Origin of the sequence: Dialister sp. i34-0019-2H8, from assembly GCF_042846925.1 — a bacterium.
In the GTDB taxonomy this organism is placed as follows: domain Bacteria; phylum Bacillota; class Negativicutes; order Veillonellales; family Dialisteraceae; genus Dialister.
This window is the reverse complement of sequence record NZ_BAABYQ010000001.1, coordinates 275,488-298,007: the sequence shown is the minus strand read 5'-3', so window position 1 is coordinate 298,007 and position 22,520 is coordinate 275,488. Positions and strand designations below refer to the sequence as shown.

Here is a 22,520-nt window from a genome sequence, read left to right as displayed (position 1 = left end):
GCAGCCAGGCAGTTGTGGGATTCATGCCAGGAAATACCTTTTATGCCAATAGCAACAAAGGCAGCGGATTGGGATTTACTATCGGGAAAGAAAAGAGAAACGACCAATACCAAGAAGCAGATACCTTACAGAAAACGTCGACAGTAGGCAGCTTGCAAGGAAATGTAACGGTTAATGCGAATAAGGATATCCATGTAGACGCCTCTGACATCATGACAGGAAAAGACATTTCTATGACCGGTGAAAATGTCACCATCACCAGCAAGGACAATGTATATCGCAGTGATGAGAAGCACGAATACAAGAAGAGTGGACTCACGGTCTCTGCCAGTGGTGGAGTTGCTGACATACTAACAGATACTATAGATTATGCGAAAAAAGCGTCCTCTGCTAGAGATAAACAGCTAAAAGCACTTTATGGCGCAGAAGTCTATGAAACCATGGCCAAGGGAAAAGACTCCTTGAATCACATCAGCGAGAAAGGCATGCCAGGTATAAAAGTAGGAATAGGCTCCAGTGTGTTCAAAGCAACCTCCCACACAGAAACTATAGAAGCAGTAGGAAGTAATCTGTTGGCGAATAACGATATTCATATCACTGCCAAGAAAGACATCGAGATGAAAGGATCACAGATTATTGGTGATAATGTTTCTATGAATGCGGGAGAAAATATCACCCTCAGTGCAGCAGAAAATAGAAGCTCTAGTGACACGAAAGAAAGCAGCAAAAGCAGCCAGGCAGGTATGACTTTTGCACCCACAGGAAATAGTTTCTATGCCAATGCCAGCAAGGGACAGGGTAATGAGACAGAAGAAACTTTAACTCATACCAGCAGCCAAGTCATTGCCAGAAAGGATCTGACCACTGAAAGCGGAAAAGATACAACCTTACGTGGCAGCAATGCCTATGGAGATAAAGTGACCATCAAGGCGGGCGGAAATCTGGCCATCGAAAGCGTACAGGATAAGGACAGCTATACATCTCATAATGAAAGCAAAGGCATGGGACTGTCCACAGGTACTAGCAAAACAACTAATGGACATGGTGGACTGACGGTAGGGACAACCAAAGGCAATACAGATTCTACTTACGAAAGCGTGACAAACCAAGCTGGCATTACTGCTAGCAACCAAGGCTATGATATTTCTGTCAAAGCCAATACTTATCTCAAAGGTGGCCTTATTGATAGCAATGCAAGCAAGGATAAAAATACCCTTACCACAGGTACGTTGACCTGGGAAGATGTAGAAAACAAGGCAGACTATAAAGCGACAGCAGATGGTAGGAACTACGGTGCTAGCTGGTCTCCGAAAGAAACGATTACAAAGAAGGACGGTACGACACAAAAAGTAGGTGGGAATAAAGTAGCAACCAGTCCGGTTCAATCACAACCGGTAAAAGAGAAATCTGATAGCACAACCAAATCCGCTATTTCAGAAGGAACGATTTCTATCACTGATAAAGAAAACCAGAAACAAGATATATCTGCTCTCAATCGAGATACAAAGAATACCTTGAACCAGTTGGAAAAGATTTTTGACAAAGAGAAGGTACAAGAACGACAGGCACTGGCTAACGAATTTGCCAAACTGGGAGCCGAAAAGATTGGTGATATTGCCAAAGAAAAGAACTGGTCCCCCAATGACCCTAGACACTCTCTGCTTCATGGACTACTGGGTGGTATCTCTGCCAAACTAGGTGGAAACAGTATCCTGTCCGGTGTAGCCTCCGGAGCCACTATGGAAGGCTTGCAGCCCATGCTTGACACCTTCCTGAAAGACCATCCGGATATGCGAGAAGAAGTGTCTAGCATTTTCGGATATTGTGCAGGAAAACTCTTTGGCGGTGATGGAGATGTAGGGGCTGCTGCCGCTTGGAGTGGGACGAAGTTCAACTGGATTAATCATAAAGACGCACAAGATTATGCCGATAAAATAAAGCAGGCAGAAAATGCTGGAAATGCAGACGAGGCTGAATATTATACCAAGAAAAGACAATTGCAAGATGATTATACAAATGAACTTTTATCTGATTATGAAAAAATCCATCCTGATGTAGGAAAAGTTGATAATAATCCATTTACGTTACTAGGTGTTGATGCTTCTGGCATACCTACTTTTAGTCCGAATGTACCATTAGATGTCAAAAAATCATTAGAAGACCAAGCACGTGATAAAGTAAATGAATTAATGGGAAAAGACTACTATGACTACAAGGGAATGGGAGCTTTTGATGGATGTGCCTCTGTGCGAAATTGGGGAATCGCGGAAAGTGCTGGATTACCATGGGAATTAGTTAAGGATCAGCAATATGCACCTTCATGGGCAAAGGCACTTGGGAAATATAGTGTTATAGGTTCTGTTGCAAACGGAACTATGAATATTACCCAGGATTTTAGAGATTATAGTGGAAAAGATAGGTATTTGGCTCTTGGCATAGATTCCGTGGGACTATTAGGTGGAGTTGTTGTGGGAGCTATACCACTTGGCGGTGGTATTACTACTATAGGACTGTCAATTGTAGCTAATCGGTATATTGATTCTAATGTCCTAAAGTACAAATTACAGTATACGAAAACTGATAAAGAAAAGAATAATTTGGAAAAACTGAATCGATTTCAGAAAGAAGGTGACAAACTATGACTGAAATTGATTTAATTCGAGTTATTCTACTCTTTGGTGTTTTTCGTATGATTTGGAAATGCTTTCATAATTTTCCACAGGAATATTTTCATGAAACAAGCTACTTTTTACTGTACACTTTTTCATATTCATGTTTTATAATTAGTTTTTTAGTCCTACTCTTTATAACGAAGATTTCTGTAATTTTACATATTGTTGAATTTAATATGTTTCTAGGAATTTGTCTGATGTTAGGAGTATCGGGAATTGGTATTTCGGAAGCAATCAAAAAAAAGGCAATCTTAGATTATAAGAATTATGGAATAAAGCTGGAAAACGAGTATAAGAATAATATAATTCGTAGAAATTTTTTAATAGTTATAGAAGCTATAATGATAGCTATTGTCATTGCTTTAAAGTATTCTCTTTTAGGAGTGCAATAGAACAAATGGCAGGTTTAAGAAAAAATATTCAGGAGATAAATTCCCAATTTGTGGCAAAGGATTCTATCGGTATTAGCACTTTTGTTGGAACGTTATCTCTCAGTAGTGGTATTGCATCCGTAGGAGTATCAGCTATAGCTAATCGTTCTATTGATGCTCTTGTATTGAAATATAAGTTAAAAAATACCAAAACTGATAAAGAAAAAGAATACATGGAAAAATTAAATCGATTTCAGAAAGCAGGTAATTGATTATGACTGAAATGGATTTAATTAAAATAATATTCTTTCTCGAGATTTGTCATATGACATATAAATGCTTCAAAAGGTTTCCTAAAGAATACATTTCAGAAAAATTTTACTTGTTGGAGTATGTGATAAGCTATTTAAGCTTGATAATAAGTTTTCTGGTTTTATTGAAAATTGAGATGATTGCTAGAATTTTTCAAATAGAAGAAGAGCGATTGTTTTCCTATCTTTGCCTAGCTATTGGTGCATCGAGTATTGGGATTTTACAAGTAATAAAAAAAGAGGCTGAGTTAAATTATGTATACCATAAACAGGATTTAGGCAAAATGTATAGAGTAAATATACAACGTAGAAACTTTTGTGTTGCTATTGAAGTTATTATGTTTTTGATTGTGGTATTTTTATATCCGTTTATTGCTAAAATGGATTAATATAAAGTTAGCAACCCCCATTTCAAATGGGGGTTTATTTGGAACCCCTCCGGGGTTTTGTACTGACACCTGCCTATGGCAGGTCTAGCAAATCGTCTTTGTACTTACAGCCGCCTATGGCGGCTCTTTCGCTTATTCGTCTTACTTACTTCTCGAACTTATCGCTTTCTTCTTGCTCTGAAATGTAACGCTTGATAACTTCTTCGTTGATATTCCCGACGGTTTCTACATAATAGCCTCGTGCCCAGAGATGCCGTTCTCCCCATCTGGCTTTTATCTCGGGATGCCGGTCGTATATCATTAACGCACTTTTCCCTTTGATATAGGCTACTACGTCTGATATATTCAACTTCGGCGGTATCCCGAGATACAGATGCACATGATCCACGCATGCAGCTCCCTTGATCAGTTCCACTTTCTTCATCTCGCACAATTTTCGGATGATTTCAACCAAATCTTTCCTCATTTGCCCGTAGAATACTTTCTTGCGATATTTTGGGATGAATACGATATGATATGTGCAATTCCATTTGGTATGAGCTATACTATTGTTGTCCATTTGGACTCCTCCTTTGTTAGCTAAAGTGGTTTGCTAGACCCTCTTTATTCTAACACTGGAGGATTTTTTATACTCTAGGCAAAGCTACGGCTCCACCGGGTCCCCCATCTCAGATGGGGGCTTAATATACGAATACAGTTATCCGAGGGTTCCCTATAATGGATCCAGGGATTCAGACCAGCCCCTTGTATTTTAAGCGCGGATCTAATGCCAATGAAAAAGTGAGCCATGCGGCCGTAAATTTCTGAGCCACTTTGACCGTAAAAACTACGACTTCCTTTTGCGCGCATTTTGGAAGCGATACGATTCGCCATTCATGTTAAGGTTATGGGAGTGGTAAGTCAGGCAATCTACCAATGCCCACCCACTTATCGTCATCCACCTCGCAATAAAAAAAACACCTCCCTATGAGCGAGTCACAGGGAGGTGTTTTTTATTTTTCTGCCGCTTTCCGTTCCAGCAGCGGATCGGTGTGGTTCACCACGTTGTCTTCCGTGATGGTGCATTTCACGACATCCTTCATGCCGGGGATCTCGTACATGACTTTCTGCATGATCTTCTCTATGATCGCGCGAAGGCCGCGGGCGCCGGTATTGCGCTCGATAGCCTGGCGGGCGATCGCATGGATGGCAGCGTCTTCGATGACGAGCTCTACGCCGTCCATGGCCAGCAGCTTCTTGTACTGCTTGACGAGGGCATTCTTCGGTTCGGTCAGGATTTTGACGAGAGCTTCTTCCTTCAGCGGGTGAAGGGCGACGATGACGGGGAGACGGCCGATGAATTCGGGGATGAGGCCGAATTTCAGGAGGTCTTCCGGCTGGACCTGCTGGAGGAGCTCGTCCATGTCTTTGTCTTCTGCTTTCTCAATATCGGCGCCGAAGCCCATGACGCTTTTGGTGAGACGGCTGTCGATGACTTTATCGAGGCCGGCGAAAGCGCCGCCGCAGATGAAGAGGATGTTGCTGGTGTCGATCTGGATCATTTCCTGATTCGGATGCTTGCGTCCGCCCTGCGGCGGCACGTTCGCCACGGTGCCTTCCAGGATCTTCAGGAGGGCCTGCTGGACGCCTTCGCCGGAGACGTCGCGGGTGATGGAGACGTTCTCGGTCTTCTTGGCGATCTTGTCGATTTCGTCGATGTAGATGATGCCGCGCTGGGCTTTCTCGATGTCGTAGTCCGCGGCCTGAATGAGGCGGAGGAGGATGTTCTCGACGTCATCTCCGACATAGCCGGCCTGTGTGAGGGTAGTGGCATCGGAAATCGCAAAGGGCACATCGAGGTAGCGGGCGAGGGTCTGGGCAAGGAGGGTCTTGCCGCTGCCGGTCGGCCCAAGCAGGATGATATTGGATTTCTGCAACTCTACGCCGTCATCTTCGCCTTTGAAAAAGAGGCGTTTGTAGTGATTGTACACGGCGACGGCCAGAGCGATCTTGGCATTGTCCTGCTCGATGACGTACTGATCGATATATTCTTTGATCTCTTCCGGTGTCGGCACCTTGGTGTCAGCGGGTTCTTTACCCGGCTTTGCTTTGTTTTTCCGCTCTTCCAGAAGAATGTTATGACAGATGTCAATACATTCGCTACAGATGTAGACGCCGGGGCCGGTGACCATGTTTTCGACTTCGTCGCTGGATCGGCCGCAGAAGCTGCAGATCTTCGGTTCTTTATCTTCTCCGTTCATGGTCTTTCTCCTTTATTTCTGTGTCATTTTCGCCAGCTCATTGCGGGTGAGGATGTGGTCGATGAGGCCATAGTCCTTCGCCATCTGGGCTGTCATGAAATTATCGCGTTCGGTGTCGTTTTTGATGGTTTCAAGGGACTGTCCGCTGTGCTTGGCAAGGATGCCGTTCAGTTCTTCGCGCAGGCGGAGGATCTCTCTCGCATGGATCTCGATCTCGGTCGCCTGTCCCTGTACGCCGCCCAGCGGCTGGTGGATCATGACATTCGCATGCGGGAGGGCATAGCGTTTGCCCTTCGCACCGGCAGTCAGGAGGACAGCCGCCATGCTGGCACAGGATCCGATACAGATGGTGGAAACATCCGGATGGATATACTGCATCGTATCATAGATCGCAAGGCCGGCGGTCACGACGCCGCCGGGGCTGTTGATGTAAAGATGGATATCTTTCGAAGGGTCTTCGGCTTCCAGAAAGAGAAGCTGCGCAATGATGACATTGGCCATATGGTCTTCAATCTGGCCGTCAAGGAATATGATGCGGTCCTTCAAAAGACGGGAATAAATATCATAGGAGCGCTCTCCGCGAGCGGTCTGTTCGACAACAATCGGTACATATGCCATGTGATAACACCCTTTCTTTTGACTAAATAATAGGCAGTGACTGGCAGCTAGGGGTTAGGGATTAGGGATTGAAAGTGACTGGTGACTAAGGGCATCGCCGCCATCTATACGCTGCAGCGCTTAGATCCTTCGACTCAGTTCTCCTGTTTTCAGATAAGCTATATTCGACGTTTTTCTTCGCTCAGGATGACGAAATGCGCCGCACCGGCACTTCTCACGCCCCACGGGCTATCCCAATGTCAATTCATAAAATCGAGATCGGGGCAATCCTTTCCCCAATTTCCCCATATGTCCGAAAGAGACGCTGGTCATCCCCGCGTCTCTTCCAATACACACTGCCGCAGCAGTACTCATTCAATTTTCTAAAGGATTATTCCTTTTCAGCAGCCATGATGGTATCGATGATCTCAGCTTTTTTGGCTTTGGATTCGATGGCGATGCCTTTTTCCTGTGCGTAAGCCTTGAGATCCTTGACGGTCATAGCATTGAAGTCTTCTTCGGTCTTCGGAGCTGCTGCTTCTGCAGCCGGAGCTTCTTCTGCTTCTTTCTTATCTGCTTCTGCTTTTTTAGCAGCGCCGTAGATGAAAGCAGCTGCTTTCTTGCGAAGGACGGAGTTGATCAGCATGTTCACGCGGCCTTCTTCTTTGATGATCTTCATGACATCTTTCGGGTCAGCGTTGAACTGGTGAGCCATGCTGTAGACTTCCATGGAGAGGTCCTGGTTCGTTACATCGAGTTCTTCTTTTTCTGCGATGGTTTCGAGGACAAGGCCCTGACGAACCTGTTCTTCAGCGGTCTTTTCGTAGTTCTTACGGAGCTGTTCTTCGGTCTGGCCGATGTTCTTCAGATAGTCAGCGAGCTTCATGTCTCTGGATTCGAGGTTCATGGAGATCTCTTCGACGATCTCGTCAATGCGCTGGTCGACCATTTCGTGCGGGATATCGACCTTGGCATTGGCTACAGCCTGCGCTACGAGAGCTTCATGGTAGGCTTCTTCTGCCTGCTGGATAGCCTGCAGCTGCATCTGCTGTTTCACAGAAGCCTTCAGGTCATCCATTTTATCGAACTGGCTGATGGATTTTGCGAAAGCATCATCAAGAGCCGGCAGCTGTTTGCGTTTTACATCATTGATGTGAACTTTGAATTCTGCTTCTTTGCCTTTGAGAGCATCGACGAAGTAGGTTTCCGGGAAGGTGACCTTGACTTCTACGTCATCGCCTGCTTTATGGCCTTCGAGCTGTTCTTCAAAGCCCGGGATGAAGCTCTGGGAGCCGATTTCCAGCGGATAGGTCTTGCCTTCGCCGCCTTCGAACGGTTTGCCGTCTACGAAGCCTTTGAAGTCGATGACAGCGTAGTCGCCTTTGGCAAGGACAGCGCCTTCTTCTGCTTTTTCGAGGCGTGCGCTCTGTTCAGCTGCTTTTTTCAGTTCAGCTTCGACCTGTGCATCGGAAACTTCCGGTTCTTCATGGGCTGCTTCGAGGCCTTTGTATTCGCCCAGTTCTACTTCCGGACGTTTTACAAAAGTAGCGGTGAACTTTGCGCCTTCGGTTTCAGAGAAGAGATCTTCCTTCACATCCGCCTGGGTGATCGGGATGATCTTTTCCTGCTTCATAGCTTCGGTGAGAGCGCCATTGATGACGATATCTTTCGCTTCAGCGACGACAGCTTCCTTGCCGAAATGCATTTCCAGTACCTTGCGGCTTGCCTTGCCTTTGCGGAACCCCGGGATTCTGACCTGGTTTGCAATGCGAGCTACAGCCTGCTTGAATCCTTTCTGTACAGCTTCTGCCGGCAGTTCAATGGCAAGAGATACCTTGTGCTGATCCAGTGCCTCTACTTTTACGTTCATAAAAATTATTCCTCCTTAAGTCGGTTTTTCCGACAATATTGAACCATCTTTTATTTTTACAAAATACGCTAAATCGCAAGATATATTCTACCACACTTGTTTCGAAAATACAAATTTTACGTTCTCTTGATTGCTTTTCTCCATCTCTGACAGTATGATAGAGGAAATTACATTGAGGTGCGGGGTTAGCCCGTGGGGCGTGCCGTCCCTTGATTACGTTTGAAAGCCTCGATTGAATGAGAAATTAGAAATGAGAAATGCGAAATGAAAGTGGCGGCTTCGCCGCGAATATATAAGAGGCGATGCCTGCTTGGGATGTTATGCCTTAGACCTCTGATATCTAATGTCTAAGGCTCCTAGTCTTTGCGTCTAGTCCCTAATCCCTAGCCACTAGTCACCAGTCACTTTTCGCCCCTAATCCCTAGCTACTAGCTACCAGTCACTCCCCATTCCCCCCAATCAAAGGAGTATCCCATCTATGAAACTACTACTCGAATTATTTCTTATCTTTGCCAAAATGGGCGCCGTCACCTTTGGCGGCGGGTACGCGATGCTGCCGATTCTCCAGCGCGAGATCGTAGAGAATAAGCACTGGGGCAGCGAGGAAGAGCTGATGGATTACTATGCCTTGGGGCAGGTCACGCCCGGCATGATCGCGGTGAATGTCGCGACCTTCATCGGCTGCAAGCTGAAAGGCTTCTGGGGCGGCGTCTTCGCGACGCTCGGCGTCATCACCCCGTCCATGATCATCATCACGGTGATCGCGCTCTTTCTCACCCAGTTCGAAGAGAATCCCTATGTCATTCACGCCTTCGCCGGCATCCGTGCCTGTGTCTGCGTCCTCATTCTGGACGCCGTCGTGAAGCTCGGCAAGAAGTCGATCAAGGATAAGCGCACACTTGCGATCTTCATCGGCATCCTTCTCATCGCTCTCTTCGCTCCCTTCTCTCCCGTTTTCTCCGTCGTCCTTGCCGGCATCGCAGGATACTATCTGATGCCGAGGACAACAAAGTGAGAAGACGAAAGGCGCCGCACTTTCACTCTTCACTCCTCACTTTTTTCAAAAGGAGCATCTATCATGATCTGGCTTTCCATGTTTTGGGAATTCTTCAAGACCGGTCTCTTCGCCGTCGGCGGAGGGCTCGCGACACTTCCCTTTCTCTATCATATTTCTGAACGCACCGGATGGTTCAGCGCGGAAGACATCGCGAATATGATCGCGATATCAGAGTCCACCCCGGGGCCTCTGGGCGTCAATATGGCGACCTACGCCGGATTTCAGGCGCTTGGCATCCCGGGCGGCATCTTCACGACGCTCTCCCTCACAGCACCCGCGCTCATCGTTATCACGATTATCTATGCGATGCTGACACGCTTTTCCGAATCGGACGCCGTGAAGCGGATCTTCTACGGTCTGCGCCCTGCCTCCACCGCGCTCATCGCAGCCGCCGGTCTTGGCGTCGCGAAGGTATCTCTCTTAGATACCGCGCTTTATGAAAAGAGCGGCTCGCTCATCGCCCTCTTCCAGTGGCCGGCCATTCTCCTTGCCATTGCGATCTACTTCGGTCTTAAGAAATATAAAAAGCACCCTGTGCTCTATATCGCGATCAGCGCTGTCTGCGGGATCGCATTCGGGCTGTAAAAGAAAAAGGATGCACCGCGAAATGCTTTTGCATTTCGCGGTGCATCCTTTTTTATCAGGCTCTCAATATTGACTTCAGGAAGGCCTTCGTTCGTTCGCTCTTCGGGTGATCGAAAACCTCTTCGCTCGTCCCTTCTTCCTCGACGCGGCCATCGACCATGAAGAGGATCTTATCCGAGACAGACTTGGCGAAAGCCATTTCATGCGTCACGATCGCCATGGTCATATTCTCATCCGCCAGCTGCTGGATGGTCTTTAAGACCTCGCCCGTCAGCTCCGGATCGAGCGCGGAGGTCGGTTCATCGAAGAGCATGATCTCCGGACTCATCGCGAGCGCCCGCGCGATGGCGACACGCTGCTTCTGACCGCCGGAAAGACTGCCGGGATACATGTCTTTTTTATTGAGCAGGCCGACCTTGCTTAAAAGATCTTCCGCGATCGGCTGGATCTCTTCCCTCTTCATGCCCTTCACGTAGATGGGAGCGGCCATGATGTTATCCAGCACGGTCATGTGCGGGAAAAGGTTGAAGGACTGAAAGACCATGCCCATCTTGGCAAGGATCTCCTTCGTTCTGTCTTCGCTCGCATAGGTGACCTTGCCGTCTTTGTCCTCGGCAAGAAATTCTCCATCGACTGCGATCGAGCCGCCCTGGATGGTTTCCAGATGGTTCAGGCAACGCAAAAGCGTACTCTTGCCGGCCCCTGAAGGCCCGATGATGGAGATGACTTCGCCCTTTTCCAGTGTCATATCGACGCCGTGAAGGATGGTGAGCTTGCCGAAATCCTTCCGGATATTTTTCATTTCAATAAAACTCATGTCCGTCCTCCTTATTCTTCATAGACCGCATAGCGTTTTTCCACATACGCCAGGATCTTCGTCAGGATCGCGGTGCATACGAGGTAGAAAACAGCTGCCACAAGGAACGGCATGGTATCGAAGTCACGCTGCACGAAGGCGCGGGTGACGCGCATGAGGTCATTCATCGCCAGAATGTAGACGAGCGAGGTATCCTTCAGAAGGGTGATGGTCTCATTGCCAAGCGGCGGGATGACACGCTTCACGACCTGCGGCAGCACGATATGCCACATGGTCTGCCTGTAGGTGAAGCCGAGCACCTTCGCGCCTTCATACTGCCCCTTCGGGATGGACTGGATGCCGCCTCTGAAAATTTCCGCAAAATAAGCCGCATAGTTCGCTACGAAGGCAAGGATCGCCGCCGGGAAATCACTGATCTGCACATTCAGCATGAGCGGAAGCCCGTAGTAGATGAACATGATCTGCAGCATGAGCGGCGTGCCACGCATGACGTAAATATAGATCTCCGCGAGCTTGCGGAAAACAGCGACTTTGGAAATGCGGACCAGTGCCAGCAGGATACCGATCGGCAGCGAGAGCACGATGGTGATCAGAAAGATCTGTGCCGATACGCCCAGCCCGGCAAACATATTCGGCAGGATGCGAAGAATGTAATCCATAAAATACTCCTTATAAAACCAGTGTCATATAGAGTTATCATACACTGATTTCACCCTTTTAGCAAGATAGAGAAATGAAATGGCAGAGCCATTTCATGGGGATAGGGTCAGCCTCTATGGCGTGCTGCCCCTTGCGAAAGCTTTGCTCAAGTGAGGAATGAAGGTGGCGGCTTCGCCGCGAATATATATAGGGCGATGCCCGAAAGTGGCATGTGACTGGGGACTCTCTCGCATTGTCATTTCGAGCGTAAGCGAAAATTCTTTGCCATTTGCGGTCAGGTGGTCGATGTTTGGAAACATCAAACGGGAACCCTGCTCTCCATGAAACCTTCAGGAATCGCCTTGTTTATAATCGGCATTTCCTTAAGATGAGCGTTATTACACTTCTTCTATCCCCTTCCCTTGGAAGGGGGGGGATGGGTTACTCATCCCGCTTCTCCCTCCTTCCTCTGGAAGGAGGTGGCGCGTAGCGCCGGAGGTTGGCTTCGCTCTTTTTCGCCTTCGGCCAACCCCCGCCCTTCGGGCATCCCCCTTCCATGGGAAGGGGGTAGATGGGCTACTCATTCCCCTTCTCCCTCCTTCCAGAGGAAGGAGGGAGAAATCGAAGTAAGTGCATCGCTCTATATACTTCAAGTTTGAAAGCTGGCTATTCTTATTCCCTATTTATGAAGCTTCATAATCTGATTCTGCGATTGAATCAGCGTTTCCTTAACACACGACATTTTTCTCCGCTCAGGATGACGAAATGCGCCGTACCACTCCCGCCAAGCCCTCTGAACCTGCAGAACCCGCTCCCCCCTCTTTTGCAAACGATCAAGGGGCAGCACGCCCCGGGGGCTACCCCTGAACCTTGAACCTTGAACCCTGAACCAAATGAAAGCAAAGTAAAAAGGGGCTGTGAAGAAATGAGGATTCATTTCTTCACAGCTCCTTTTCAAAAATCATCTCAAATCATTTCAGCACGACATCCTTGCCGAACCATTTTTCAGAGATCTTCTTGGCTTCGCCGCTGGCTACGACCTTGGCGATGCCGTCATTCAAGAGATCGACGAGAGCCTGATTGTCCTTCTTGATCCCGATGGAGAAGGTATCCTTAGAAACGACACCCTCGAGTTCTTTGAACTGTCCCGGTTTCTTCGTCATATAGTATTCGATGAGGACAGAGTCAGCGAGGACGGCATCACAACGGCCGGACTCGAGATCCATGAAGCAGGCCGTGAGATCCGGGTATGCTTTGATCTCAGAGAAAGACTTCTTGAGGTTTTCATCACGGTTCAGCGCCGTTTCTGCGGTGGAGGCTTCCTGAATGGAGATCTTCTTGCCCTTCAGATCTTCCGGCGTCTTGACGGCGCTGTCATTCAATACCGCATAGACCTGGATATTATCCATGTACGGCTTCGTGAAAGCGAGCTTCTTGGTACGCTCCGGCGTCATGGTGAAGCCATTCCAGATGCAGTCGATACGGCCGGAATTCAGTTCCGTTTCCTTGGAAGCCCAGTCGATCGGCTTGAATTCGATCGGCACGCCGATCTCCTTCGATACCGCTTCTGCCATATCGATATCAAAGCCGACGATCTTGCCGCTGTCATCACGGAATCCCATCGGAGCAAAGGTATCATCCATACCGGCTACGATCTTCGCCGGCTTGCCGGATGCGGCCTTGGCCGCACTCGAAGCCGCCTTGTCTCCACCGCCGCATCCTGCGAGCATTCCACAAGCACCCAGAGCCAGCATTCCGGCGATCATCAGTTTTTTCATTTTCATGGTCATCTCTCCTGTTCCCATTTTTTGAAATCTTCATTTCTTTATCTCAGTAAAGCATCGGTATGCACATATCTTATCCTATAAAAATCCTTTTGTCAAGTAAAGAAGTGAAATGTTATGAAATGAGCGACCGGTGACTGGTGAACAGGGACTAGGGATTGGTAGCTAGGGATTGGTAGCTAGGGATTAGGAGCATGCGATGTTTGAAATAGTGCAATTGATGCGCTGACCGTTCTGCAAGAAAGATCTCTCGCCAACGCTTCTGGTGCAGACAGCGCGAAGCGCTATCAAAATTCTGCGGCGCTTCTTTTTTCTGCGCCGCACCACCATTTCGCATTTCTCATTTCTAATTTCTCATTCAAGCGAAGCTTTCATCCGCAATCAAGAGGCAGCACGCCCAACGGGCTAACCCTTCTATGCTATAATAAGAATCGGAAAGATGAGGTGTACACCATGACCAATCCTATCACATTCAATATATCCATCGGCAGCGAGAAGCCTCATTCCGGCACACAAAAAGTCTGCCCTTTCTGCCATCCTGAAGATCTCACACACATTCTTGACCGGAAAAACGATATCATCTGGCTCATGAACAAGTATCCCGTCTTTGAGAAGACTGTCCCCACCGTCATCGTCGAGACAGCCGACCACGACAGCGAGCTCAGCGCCTATTCACCCGAGAAGCTCCACGAGGTGATCGCCTTCGGCCTTGCCAAGTGGAAGGAAATGGAAAGTGACAAGCGTTTCCGCTCCGTCATCTACTTCCGCAACTTCGGCCCCACCTCCGGCGGCTCCCAGCGCCACCCGCACTCGCAGATCATCGGGCTTGAAGAGTACGACTACCGCGACAATCTGCAGGGCGAAAATTTCCTGGGCGAGGTCATCTATGAAAATGACGACTGCTACGCCTCGCTCGCAGAGTACCCCTTGAGCGGCGTCGGCGAGCTGAACGTGACACTGAAGAAAGAGGGAGGAAGTGACGGCTTTGCTGACACCATACAGACCCTCGCGCGCTACGTCCTCTCCGACTTCCCTATCCGCTGCTCGAGCTACAACATTTTCTTTTATCATCTGAAAAATCAGATCCACGCCAAGATCTTCCCACGCTTCACAGCAAGCCCTCTCTACATGGGCTACCGCATCACAAATGTGATGGACGAAACGAGCAAGAAGCGGATCATCGAGACATTGCAATCAGAAAAGTATTTTGGATAAAAAAGGTTGTGGGTTCAAGGTTCAGGGTTCAAGGTTGTGGTGGCGGCTTCGCCGCGAATATATATGAGGCGATGCCCGAAAGTAGTATTCAAGTCACCACTCACTCGCGTCTCTTAATCCCCAGTCACTCATCCTTGCTTTCACACATCCTTCATTTGTCGGTCTGCAAGGAAGATTTCTCGCTTCGCTCGAAATGACGATACGAGAGTCTGATATCCCCCAGTCACTAGTCACCAGTCACTAGTCACTAATCCCCCATTCCCAAACGAGGTTACCCTATGAAACTATATGCCTTCAGTGATTTCCATCTCTCCGGAGATCCGCCAACGAAGCCCATGGATATATTCGGAGAGAACTGGAAGAACCACCGGGAAAAGATCGTGAATGCATGGAAGGAAACGATCCATGAAGACGATGCCGTCATCATGGCAGGCGACCTCTCCTGGGCGATGAGCATGGAGAGCGCCATTTCCGACCTCACCATGCTTGGCACGCTCCCGGGACGTAAGATCATCGTCCGCGGCAACCACGACTTCTGGTGGTCCACCGTCACGAAGATGACCGCCATGACGCATGGCGCCTTCGAATTTATTCACAACTCCGCCATACAGGTCGGAAATGTAGCACTCGCCGGTACGCGCGGTTGGATCTCCGAGACGGCAAAAACATATAAAGAAGACACCGACAAGTCCATCATCCTGCGCGAAGAAGGGCGCATGGAGCGCTCGCTCGCCCTGGCAAAGCAAATGAAGGCAGACCGGATCATCGCGATCCTGCACTACCCGCCCTTCGATGAAATGCGGCGGCCTTCGCACATGATGGAGATCATCGCCGCCGGCGGCGCAGACCTCTGCCTCTATGGCCACATCCACGGCGCGCCGAATTTCAAAAATCTGCCGGATTCCCTCCTGGGCGTCCCGCTTTGCCTGACGAGCTCGGACTATCTGGACTTCAAGCCATACTTCATCTGTGATCTGGAGGCGCCTCATGCATAGACTTGCCGAAAGCAAACTTCTCGCCGGCTTCATCTACGGCGATCCGCACATGCAGGAATACATCTACCTTCCCGCCAGCGAGCTGGATGCCGCCTCTCCCATGCTCGTCTACGAGACAGGAAAAGGACGCCATGATGTCGATATGCAGGAAGCCCTCTCCCTCATCGAAAAACGAAGCCTTAGGCCCTGCAGTCACCCCGTCTTCGGGAAGAATACGATGGGATGAAGGTTGAAGGGTTCAGGGTTCAGGGGCGATACGAGAACACCGCCTTTCCCGTATCGTCATTCCGAGCGCAGCCGAGGAATCTCTACTGCACTACGGTAATCAGCACGTATGCACCGAGGAAAGACGATGCCCATTGCCTCACATACGGCAATGGGCATTCTGCGATAGAGATTTCTCGGCAACGCTTTCAATGACGATACGAGAGAGCCTGCTGTCTCCCAGTCCCCCAGTCTCCTAGTCTCCTAGTCTCCTAATCCCTAATCCCTAATCCCTAGTCCCTAGTCACCAATCACCAGTCCCTAGTCACCCCACTCAAAAAGCTCACGACAGAAGCCGTGAGCTTTTTATCTTCCACCGATCAAACGAGCGCCATCACTGCCATGTGACGACCTGTTTTTCCGCCGGATTTCCGATACGAGTAGAAGAGATCATCATGACAGTAGGTGCAGAGCCCGCAGTCTTCGATGTGGTCGGCCGGTATGCCCGCCTTTTCGAGGAGGCGGCGGTTCGCATTGTGCAGATCGAAGAGGTACTTCCCATTGGCTTTTTTGACCGCAAGACGCGAGATCTCCTTCTCATTGAAGAGCCTATAGAATTCCTCTACCACTTCCTCACCCACCTCGAAGCACTCCATTCCGATCGCCGGACCGATCGCACACAGGATATCCTTCCGCTTCGAGCCGTAGTTCTTCTCCATCTTCGCCACCGTGAGCGCAGCGATATTGCCGGCTGTCCCCCTCCAGCCTCCATGAGACAGCGCGATCGCCCGCTTCACCGGATCGTAGAAAAAGAGCGGCGTGCAGTCGGCATAATTCATCGTGATCGGGATATCCTTCTCATCCGTCACGAAGCCATCACAGGCAGGGATCGCCGTCTCCATCGTGAGTGCGCCGCGTCCGGCATCCTTCTCCGTCACCTTGTAAATGTAGGTGCCATGCACCTGATTTCCCGAGACAAGGCGCGAGGCGGAAAGCCCCAGTGCCTCGAAATAGCGGATGCGGTTCTCACGCACCGCATCCGCATCGTCGCCCGTATGGAAGCCCATATTCAGAGAGGAAAATGGCGGCTCACTCACCCCGCCAGTGCGGCATGACACAGCCGCTACGACCCCCTGTCCCTGATAACAGTCGAATGTCATGTAAAGGATCCCGTCTGCGGAAATAAATTTCATAAGCCCAAAGCACCTTTCGACGCAAATAAAAAGGAAAATATGTCTTCTTATTATAGCATAATAAAAAGAGGCGGGGGATGAGAGGGAAAGGGTCCTATGTTCAAAGTGACCAGGTATTGGTGACTAGGGACTGGGGACTGGGGACTAGTAGCTAGGGATTAGGGATTAGGGATTAGGGATTAGGAGTCACTAGGGAAACACTGATTCAATCGACATACAAATGCAGCCAGAATTAACGTCGTAGCAACTTGCTTCCCCTTCGGGGCGCTCCACCGATGGGGAGCCAAGACATTCCAGCACTTCTCACGAAGTCCGGAAGCGGGGGCTGAGACGAAGGATCTCGCCGCTCCACCATTCCTCACTCCTCATTTTTCCCCATCCATTTCCTCATATCCTCCGGCACGGGAGCGGTGAATCTCATTTCCTTTCCCGTCACCGGATGAGCGAAGCGGACGGTATAGGCGTGAAGTGCCTGCCGCGTCATGAGGCCGAGGGGCCCACCGTAGAGGTCATCCCCTAAGAGCGGATGCCCGAGGCTCGCAAAATGCACGCGGATCTGGTGCGTGCGTCCCGTCAGAAGATGGATCTTCAAAAGCGAATACCCTTCATACTCGCCTAACACCTCATAGTCCGTGATGGCACGCTTGCCGTCTTCCCTGACCATCCACTCCACGATCGAACCGTCCCTGCGTCCGATGGGGCGATCGATGCGCCCTGCCTTCTCATCCATATGTCCGGAAACGAGAGCCAGATACTCGCGGTAGATCTGGTCATGGCTCTTAGAGAGGTCATACTGCCCCTTCGCTGACTTAGCCACCACGACAAGCCCCGTCGTATTGCGGTCAAGACGATAAATGGGATGGATACCCGCCTCGATGTGCCGCTGCGCATAGTAGCCTGCCACCGCATTCACCAGCGTATCATGCGCGCCGCGCGCCGTCGGATGGATGATCATGCCCGGCCCCTTATTCACGACGAGGAGCGCCTCATCCTCATACGTGATGGAGAGCGGGATGTCCGATGGCACGATATCATTCTCCTCACTCCACGTGAGCACGATGCGATCGCCCTTGGCAACTCTCCTGCGCGCATTGTGCACCTCCTCGCCATTCACCGTCACGCGCCCATTCCATTTGATCCGCTTCCACAATCCGCCGGACAAATGCAGCACCTTCACCGCGTCCTTCACCATCCGCCCCGCCTGGGCCTCCGATATTATGAGTTCCAGTTGCAAAATTCATTCCCCTTTCGATTGACTTTCATTGGTTGTCATTATTATAAAGGGTTCGGGGTTCAGGGTTCAAGGTTCAGGGTTAGCCCGCGGGGCGTGCCGCCCATGGATTGCGGGTGAAAGCTTCGTTTGAATTAGAAATGAGAAATTAGAAATTAGAAATGAGAAATGGTGGTGCGGCGCCAGATCCTTCGACTCAGTTCTCACTGTTCCGCCTTTACATGATCGAACATCCGACATTTCACTCCGCTCAGGATGACGAAATGCGCCGCAGAATTTTGATAGCGCTTCGCGTCGTCGTCATCTCGAGCGTAGCCGAGAGATCTTCCTTGCAGAATGGTCAGTGTACCAACTGCGCTATTTCAATCACCGCTTGCTCCTAATTCCTAATCCCTAATCCCTAGCTACTCACCCTTGCTTTCAAACGGAATCAAAAGGCGACCCGCTCCGCGGGCTAACCCCGAACCCATCAACCCAAGCCCATCACTTATGCTATAATAGTGACGAACTATTTTCCCATTTGGAGGCAATCATGAAAATCACTGTAGACGATCAGTTATTCGATACCATCCCCGGCCTATGCATCGGCGTCGTAGCCCTGCGCGCCGCTGACAACCGCGATGTGAATCTGGAAGCAGAAGCCTTCCGCCGCCGCTGCTGCACCGAGGCGAACCTGCTCCTCAAGATGAATCCCCATATCGCCGACCAAGAGATCGAGCGCTATCAGAACGTCCTTAAAAAGCTCTCCATCACCGGTGAGTCCGGTCTGGCAAAGACCTTTGCGGAATACAAGAAAGACCTAGGGCTCTTCGAAAAGGAAGAGAAGGCAGAGAAGACAGAGACTCCCATGGAGATCCTTCCTGCCCCTAAGACGGCGACACTGGATGAACTCGCCGGCTCTGATGTGCTGCCGCGCCAGAATCCGATCCTCGACATGGTGCGTGCCGGCATGCTGAAATTCCACGTCGATATCCACGCCTACGACATGGGCGACCGTAGCCGGACGCTCTTCATTCGGAAAACAGAGGATGATGTCACCGTTTCTCTCGGAGACGACCTCTGCACCACCGGCTGGCTGGCCGAAGATCAAAAGGCAGGAAAGATCACCCCGGCGACCGAAGACGTTCTCATCCTCATCACCGGATTTGCGCCAAACCGAAAGAAAGTCGCCGCCGCAAGGAATGAACTCGCCCGCCGCGTCAAGTCCGCCTTCGACCGTGCGGTAGAGGTCGGCTGGATCGAAGAAGCGCCGCATACCTTCGAGACGGATATTTGATGGTGGCTAGTAACTGGTGACTAAATACTGCTTTCGGGCATCGCCCCGTTTCGTCATCCTGAGCGGCGAGAAACGTCGTATGTGAGATAACGAATGCCAGAACAACTGCGACCTGAGTCGAAGGATCTTGGCAAAGCCGCCACCTTCATTCCTCATTTCTAATTCGAGCAAAGCTTTTATTCAGGATCAAGGGACAGCACGCCCCGCGGGCTAACCCTGAACCCTGAAGTTTGAAAGCAGGGATTAGGGATTAGTGGCTAGGGATTAGGAGCACCAAAGGCGCAGGATGGATGTGCCGCGTAACGGCATCCTTCTACATAGCGGCTCATGCTATCTACTCTAGACATTTTATAGTCTATTCAACAGTTCTTGTTTCTCATTCTGCAGAATTCTGCCTCTTCGAGGCAGTCTATCCCCTGCCCTTCGGGCACCCCCTTCTCCAAGGGGGGACGCGTTTTAAGCTTATTTCAAACCTCCGAGGCGCTTCTATATTCTTATGCGCCGCACCACCATTTCGCATTTCTCATTTCTAATTTCTCATTCAAGCGAAGCTTTCGCACGCAATCAAAGGGCGCCCCGCCCCAAGGGCTAACCCTGAACCTTGAACCCTGAACCTCAAATCATCATGAACTACATTGCAATCGATTTTGAAACTGCCTACTGGGGCCCGGCGAATGCCTGCTCCCTTGGTATCGTGACCAGCGATGGCGAAAAAGTCATCGACGAGTGGTACCATCTCATCCATCCCCTCTCCATGAATTTTGATGTCCAATGCCAGAAGGTGAATGGCATCTCCCCCGCCGACGTGGCAGAGGAGCCCGCCTTCCCGCTTCTTTTCGAAGAGATCCGGGAGCGTCTGGAGGGACAGGTGGTCTTTGCACACAATGCCCGCTTCGACATGGGCGTCCTCGCCTCGTCGATCGCCACCTACGGTCTTCCCGACCTGCACTTTTGCTACGGCGATACCGTCCCGCTCTCCGTCAAGCTCTGGCCGGATATGGAAAACCACAAGCTGAATACCGTCGCCGAAGCACTGGGCTTTGACTTCCATCACCACCAGGCCTTGGACGATGCCCGCGCCTGTGCATACATCGTGCGCGCGGCGCTGACCGAGAGATCCCTCTCTTCTCCGAAAGAGCTTCTGAAGGAAACGGGACAGCCGCTGCGCACCTTCTCCATCGATCGGATGAAGAAGAAATTGATCTTCAAATGATGGGGACTAGTGACTGGTGACTAGAAATTAGTGGCTAGGGATTAGGAGTACCAAAGTCGCAGGATGGATGTGCCGCGTAACGGCACCCTTCTACATAGCGGCTCATGCTATCTACTCTAGTCTATTCAACAGTTCTTGTTTCTCATTCTGCAGAATTCTGCCTCTTCGAGGCAGTCTATCCCCTGCCCTTCGGGCACCCCCTTCTCCAAGGGGGAACGCGTTTTAAGCTTATTTCAATACTCCGCGGCGCATTTCGTCATCCTGAGCGGAGTGAAATGTCGGATGTTCGATCATGTAAAGGCGGAACAGTGAGAACTGAGTCGAAGGATCTGGCGCCGAACCACCATTTCGCATTTCTAATTTCTCATTCATACGAGGCTTTCATCCACAATCCATGGGCGCCCCGCCCACGGGCTAACCCTGAGCCCTAATCCCTAGTCACTTTTATTCGAACCGAGGTCCCTATGCCCCACTACACCACCCTTCTTTTCGATCTGGACGGCACGATCTCCGAGTCTGCTCCCGGCATTCTTCGCTCCGTCAGGTACGGCCTTGACGCAGTCGGCATCCATGAGACAGATGAGAAAAAGCTCCGCACCTTCATCGGGCCGCCGCTCAATACGCAGATGAAAAAGCTCTACGGCATGAAAGACGATGACATCGTGACCGCCATCACGAAATTCAGAGAGCTGTATGAAGAAAAGGGCGCGCTCTTCGACTGCTCGCCCTATGCCGGCATCGGCGAACTTCTCTCTCTCGCCAAAGCCGCCGGCTATGTACTTGCCGTCTCATCGAGCAAGCCGGAGCCTTTTGTGAAGCGGATCATTGAAAATTTCGGCTTCACATCCTACTTCGATGTCATCTGCGGCAGCGATCCCGATGATGAGCTAAGCCAGAATGCGACCATGAGCCAGAAGGCGCGCATCATCGCCAAGACACTCTCCCTTCTTTGCGAAAAGGGCTATGACGCAGCGCGTCTTGCGAAGGAGACCGTCATGATCGGTGATACCGGCTATGACGTAGATGGCGCGCATGACAACCATCTCCCCTGCATCGCCGTCTCCTTCGGCTACGGCAGCCGCGAAGAGCTCGCTGCCCACGGCGCAGACGCGATCGCAGATACCGTAGGTGAGCTGAGAGAACTGCTTGGGCTGCCATCGAAATAAAGAAAAAGAGGGATCCCCCCTCTTTTTTTATTGCCAAGACAGACCGCCTTTCCGCGATACGGTGTTTCCCGTTTCTCGCCGTCAGACACTCTCCGTCTTACCGCCAACGAAAAAGATCCCTCGGCTCCGCTCGGGATGACGATACGGGAAGAACGCGTTTCCCACACATTCTTTGTATGATGCACGGGATAGCCATCCCCCACGCTGTCATTTCGAGCGCAGCGAGAAATCTTTTTCGTCCCCTTTTCCCCACGACTCCTTCGCTAAGTCGTTTACGGAAAGCACCGTCCGCCTTCCCGCGATACGGTGTTTCCCGTTTCTCGCCGTCAGACGCTCTCCGTCTTACCGCCAACGAAAAAGATCCCTCGGCTCCGCTTCCGATGACGATACGGGAAATGTGCTTTTCCCACACATTCTTTGTATGATGCACGGGATAGCCATCCCCCACGCTGTCATTTCGAGCGCAGCGAGAAATCTTTTCCGTCCCTCTTTTCCCTCCTCCTTCGCTAAGCCGTTTACGGGAAACACCGTCCACCTTTCTGCAATACGGTGTTTCCCATTTCTCTTACTCAAACACTCGCCGTCTTACCGCCAACGAAAAAGATCCCTCGACTTCGCTCGGGATGACGATACGAGAAACGCGCCTTTTCCACTTCCCGTGATACGGTGTTTCCCATTTCTCGCCGTCAGACGCT

At 50.3% G+C, this 22,520-nt stretch carries 22 protein-coding genes; 12 read left to right on the top strand and 10 right to left on the bottom strand.

The genetic code is table 11. From position 1 onward, the window contains the following. Positions 1-23 precede the first annotated feature (23 nt). Genes ACGG9R_RS01095 through ACGG9R_RS01080 form a run of 4 tightly spaced genes read left to right on the top strand, consistent with a single transcriptional unit; the run spans position 24 to position 3,743 of the window. The gene (locus ACGG9R_RS01095; protein WP_390150475.1) at positions 24-2,642 is read left to right on the top strand and encodes a hemagglutinin repeat-containing protein; all 2,619 of its coding nucleotides are present in this window, start codon (positions 24-26) and stop codon (positions 2,640-2,642) included. After that, positions 2,639-3,064 carry a hypothetical protein gene (locus ACGG9R_RS01090; RefSeq protein WP_390150472.1) on the top strand — a complete coding sequence of 142 codons (426 nt, stop codon included), beginning with the start codon at positions 2,639-2,641 and terminating at the stop codon, positions 3,062-3,064. Before ACGG9R_RS01095 ends, ACGG9R_RS01090 begins: the two co-directional genes overlap by 4 nt. Positions 3,065-3,069: 5 nt before the next feature. Next, positions 3,070-3,315: a hypothetical protein gene (locus ACGG9R_RS01085; RefSeq protein ID WP_390150469.1), complete on the top strand. Its 246-nt coding sequence runs from the start codon at positions 3,070-3,072 to the stop codon at positions 3,313-3,315. Between the two features lie 2 nt (positions 3,316-3,317). Beyond that, positions 3,318-3,743: a hypothetical protein gene (locus ACGG9R_RS01080; protein WP_390150466.1), complete on the top strand. Its 426-nt coding sequence runs from the start codon at positions 3,318-3,320 to the stop codon at positions 3,741-3,743. Positions 3,744-3,888: 145 nt separating this feature from the next. Here the strand turns inward: ACGG9R_RS01080 and tnpA are convergent, their stop codons facing one another. From tnpA to tig, 4 genes are all read right to left on the bottom strand, one after another. Continuing rightward, positions 3,889-4,302 carry an IS200/IS605 family transposase gene (gene tnpA, locus ACGG9R_RS01075; RefSeq protein WP_045172396.1) on the bottom strand — a complete coding sequence of 138 codons (414 nt, stop codon included), beginning with the start codon at positions 4,300-4,302 and terminating at the stop codon, positions 3,889-3,891. Positions 4,303-4,735: 433 nt separating this feature from the next. Further along, positions 4,736-5,983 (bottom strand): ATP-dependent Clp protease ATP-binding subunit ClpX, encoded by a 1,248-nt coding sequence (gene clpX, locus ACGG9R_RS01070; protein WP_390150463.1) that lies wholly within the window; start codon positions 5,981-5,983, stop codon positions 4,736-4,738. A 12-nt stretch (positions 5,984-5,995) separates the two neighbouring features. After that, complete coding sequence (clpP, locus tag ACGG9R_RS01065; RefSeq protein WP_390150461.1) at positions 5,996-6,601, bottom strand: ATP-dependent Clp endopeptidase proteolytic subunit ClpP; 606 nt, start codon at positions 6,599-6,601, stop codon at positions 5,996-5,998. Positions 6,602-6,971: 370 nt separating this feature from the next. Next, entirely contained in the window at positions 6,972-8,450 is a 1,479-nt protein-coding gene (tig, locus tag ACGG9R_RS01060) for a trigger factor (protein WP_390150458.1), read from the bottom strand. A gap of 478 nt (positions 8,451-8,928) precedes the next feature. Between tig and ACGG9R_RS01055 the strand changes: the two genes are divergently transcribed. Both ACGG9R_RS01055 and ACGG9R_RS01050 read left to right on the top strand, forming a co-directional pair. After that, on the top strand, positions 8,929-9,465 hold the full coding sequence (locus ACGG9R_RS01055; protein WP_022106255.1) for a chromate transporter: 537 nt from the start codon (positions 8,929-8,931) through the stop codon (positions 9,463-9,465). 63 nt (positions 9,466-9,528) lie between these two features. Next, the gene (locus ACGG9R_RS01050; RefSeq protein WP_390150455.1) at positions 9,529-10,092 is read left to right on the top strand and encodes a chromate transporter; all 564 of its coding nucleotides are present in this window, start codon (positions 9,529-9,531) and stop codon (positions 10,090-10,092) included. A gap of 55 nt (positions 10,093-10,147) precedes the next feature. Here the strand turns inward: ACGG9R_RS01050 and ACGG9R_RS01045 are convergent, their stop codons facing one another. The 3 genes from ACGG9R_RS01045 to ACGG9R_RS01035 all read right to left on the bottom strand — a co-directional run bounded on the left by ACGG9R_RS01045 (position 10,148) and on the right by ACGG9R_RS01035 (position 13,332). After that, positions 10,148-10,909, bottom strand: coding sequence for an amino acid ABC transporter ATP-binding protein (locus ACGG9R_RS01045; protein ID WP_390150452.1), 762 nt, complete (start codon positions 10,907-10,909; stop codon positions 10,148-10,150). 11 nt (positions 10,910-10,920) lie between these two features. Beyond that, positions 10,921-11,568: an amino acid ABC transporter permease gene (locus ACGG9R_RS01040; RefSeq protein WP_022106258.1), complete on the bottom strand. Its 648-nt coding sequence runs from the start codon at positions 11,566-11,568 to the stop codon at positions 10,921-10,923. A 951-nt stretch (positions 11,569-12,519) separates the two neighbouring features. Then, entirely contained in the window at positions 12,520-13,332 is an 813-nt protein-coding gene (locus ACGG9R_RS01035; protein ID WP_055236521.1) for an amino acid ABC transporter substrate-binding protein, read from the bottom strand. Between the two features lie 453 nt (positions 13,333-13,785). On the opposite strand from ACGG9R_RS01035, the gene ACGG9R_RS01030 reads away from it, so the two are divergent. The 3 genes from ACGG9R_RS01030 to ACGG9R_RS01020 all read left to right on the top strand — a co-directional run bounded on the left by ACGG9R_RS01030 (position 13,786) and on the right by ACGG9R_RS01020 (position 15,768). Continuing rightward, on the top strand, positions 13,786-14,547 hold the full coding sequence (locus ACGG9R_RS01030) for a DUF4931 domain-containing protein (protein ID WP_390150449.1): 762 nt from the start codon (positions 13,786-13,788) through the stop codon (positions 14,545-14,547). Between the two features lie 278 nt (positions 14,548-14,825). Next, entirely contained in the window at positions 14,826-15,542 is a 717-nt protein-coding gene (locus tag ACGG9R_RS01025; RefSeq protein WP_390150446.1) for a metallophosphoesterase, read from the top strand. Further along, the gene (locus ACGG9R_RS01020; RefSeq protein ID WP_390150444.1) at positions 15,535-15,768 is read left to right on the top strand and encodes a hypothetical protein; all 234 of its coding nucleotides are present in this window, start codon (positions 15,535-15,537) and stop codon (positions 15,766-15,768) included. The genes ACGG9R_RS01025 and ACGG9R_RS01020 overlap by 8 nt, the downstream gene beginning before the upstream one ends. Before the next feature lie 358 nt (positions 15,769-16,126). On the opposite strand, the gene pgeF is transcribed toward ACGG9R_RS01020, so the two are convergent. Then, complete coding sequence (gene pgeF / locus ACGG9R_RS01015) at positions 16,127-16,939, bottom strand: peptidoglycan editing factor PgeF (protein WP_390150441.1); 813 nt, start codon at positions 16,937-16,939, stop codon at positions 16,127-16,129. A 358-nt stretch (positions 16,940-17,297) separates the two neighbouring features. After that, positions 17,298-18,173 (bottom strand): RluA family pseudouridine synthase, encoded by an 876-nt coding sequence (locus ACGG9R_RS01010; RefSeq protein ID WP_390150438.1) that lies wholly within the window; start codon positions 18,171-18,173, stop codon positions 17,298-17,300. Positions 18,174-18,702: 529 nt separating this feature from the next. On the opposite strand from ACGG9R_RS01010, the gene ACGG9R_RS01005 reads away from it, so the two are divergent. Continuing rightward, on the top strand, positions 18,703-19,446 hold the full coding sequence (locus ACGG9R_RS01005) for a hypothetical protein (RefSeq protein ID WP_390150435.1): 744 nt from the start codon (positions 18,703-18,705) through the stop codon (positions 19,444-19,446). A gap of 625 nt (positions 19,447-20,071) precedes the next feature. Then, complete coding sequence (locus tag ACGG9R_RS01000) at positions 20,072-20,659, top strand: 3'-5' exonuclease (protein WP_390150432.1); 588 nt, start codon at positions 20,072-20,074, stop codon at positions 20,657-20,659. A 228-nt stretch (positions 20,660-20,887) separates the two neighbouring features. Here ACGG9R_RS01000 and ACGG9R_RS00995 read toward each other — a convergent pair whose 3' ends face one another. Beyond that, entirely contained in the window at positions 20,888-21,031 is a 144-nt protein-coding gene (locus ACGG9R_RS00995) for a hypothetical protein (RefSeq protein ID WP_390150430.1), read from the bottom strand. Positions 21,032-21,123: 92 nt separating this feature from the next. Between ACGG9R_RS00995 and ACGG9R_RS00990 the strand changes: the two genes are divergently transcribed. Further along, positions 21,124-21,825: an HAD hydrolase-like protein gene (locus tag ACGG9R_RS00990; RefSeq protein WP_390150427.1), complete on the top strand. Its 702-nt coding sequence runs from the start codon at positions 21,124-21,126 to the stop codon at positions 21,823-21,825. Positions 21,826-22,520 lie beyond the last annotated feature (695 nt).

Bases quoted from the DNA above. Each gene is read 5' to 3' on its own strand.
- ACGG9R_RS01095 (WP_390150475.1), top strand. From the start codon at position 24: ATGCCAGGAAATACCTTTTATGCCAATAGCAACAAAGGCAGCGGATTG.
- ACGG9R_RS01090 (WP_390150472.1), top strand. From the start codon at position 2,639: ATGACTGAAATTGATTTAATTCGAGTTATTCTACTCTTTGGTGTTTTT.
- ACGG9R_RS01085 (WP_390150469.1), top strand. From the start codon at position 3,070: ATGGCAGGTTTAAGAAAAAATATTCAGGAGATAAATTCCCAATTTGTG.
- ACGG9R_RS01080 (WP_390150466.1), top strand. From the start codon at position 3,318: ATGACTGAAATGGATTTAATTAAAATAATATTCTTTCTCGAGATTTGT.
- tnpA (WP_045172396.1), bottom strand. From the start codon at position 4,302: ATGGACAACAATAGTATAGCTCATACCAAATGGAATTGCACATATCAT.
- clpX (WP_390150463.1), bottom strand. From the start codon at position 5,983: ATGAACGGAGAAGATAAAGAACCGAAGATCTGCAGCTTCTGCGGCCGA.
- clpP (WP_390150461.1), bottom strand. From the start codon at position 6,601: ATGGCATATGTACCGATTGTTGTCGAACAGACCGCTCGCGGAGAGCGC.
- tig (WP_390150458.1), bottom strand. From the start codon at position 8,450: ATGAACGTAAAAGTAGAGGCACTGGATCAGCACAAGGTATCTCTTGCC.
- ACGG9R_RS01055 (WP_022106255.1), top strand. From the start codon at position 8,929: ATGAAACTACTACTCGAATTATTTCTTATCTTTGCCAAAATGGGCGCC.
- ACGG9R_RS01050 (WP_390150455.1), top strand. From the start codon at position 9,529: ATGATCTGGCTTTCCATGTTTTGGGAATTCTTCAAGACCGGTCTCTTC.
- ACGG9R_RS01045 (WP_390150452.1), bottom strand. From the start codon at position 10,909: ATGAGTTTTATTGAAATGAAAAATATCCGGAAGGATTTCGGCAAGCTC.
- ACGG9R_RS01040 (WP_022106258.1), bottom strand. From the start codon at position 11,568: ATGGATTACATTCTTCGCATCCTGCCGAATATGTTTGCCGGGCTGGGC.
- ACGG9R_RS01035 (WP_055236521.1), bottom strand. From the start codon at position 13,332: ATGAAAATGAAAAAACTGATGATCGCCGGAATGCTGGCTCTGGGTGCT.
- ACGG9R_RS01030 (WP_390150449.1), top strand. From the start codon at position 13,786: ATGACCAATCCTATCACATTCAATATATCCATCGGCAGCGAGAAGCCT.
- ACGG9R_RS01025 (WP_390150446.1), top strand. From the start codon at position 14,826: ATGAAACTATATGCCTTCAGTGATTTCCATCTCTCCGGAGATCCGCCA.
- ACGG9R_RS01020 (WP_390150444.1), top strand. From the start codon at position 15,535: ATGCATAGACTTGCCGAAAGCAAACTTCTCGCCGGCTTCATCTACGGC.
- pgeF (WP_390150441.1), bottom strand. From the start codon at position 16,939: ATGAAATTTATTTCCGCAGACGGGATCCTTTACATGACATTCGACTGT.
- ACGG9R_RS01005 (WP_390150435.1), top strand. From the start codon at position 18,703: ATGAAAATCACTGTAGACGATCAGTTATTCGATACCATCCCCGGCCTA.
- ACGG9R_RS01000 (WP_390150432.1), top strand. From the start codon at position 20,072: ATGAACTACATTGCAATCGATTTTGAAACTGCCTACTGGGGCCCGGCG.
- ACGG9R_RS00995 (WP_390150430.1), bottom strand. From the start codon at position 21,031: ATGAATGAGAAATTAGAAATGCGAAATGGTGGTTCGGCGCCAGATCCT.
- ACGG9R_RS00990 (WP_390150427.1), top strand. From the start codon at position 21,124: ATGCCCCACTACACCACCCTTCTTTTCGATCTGGACGGCACGATCTCC.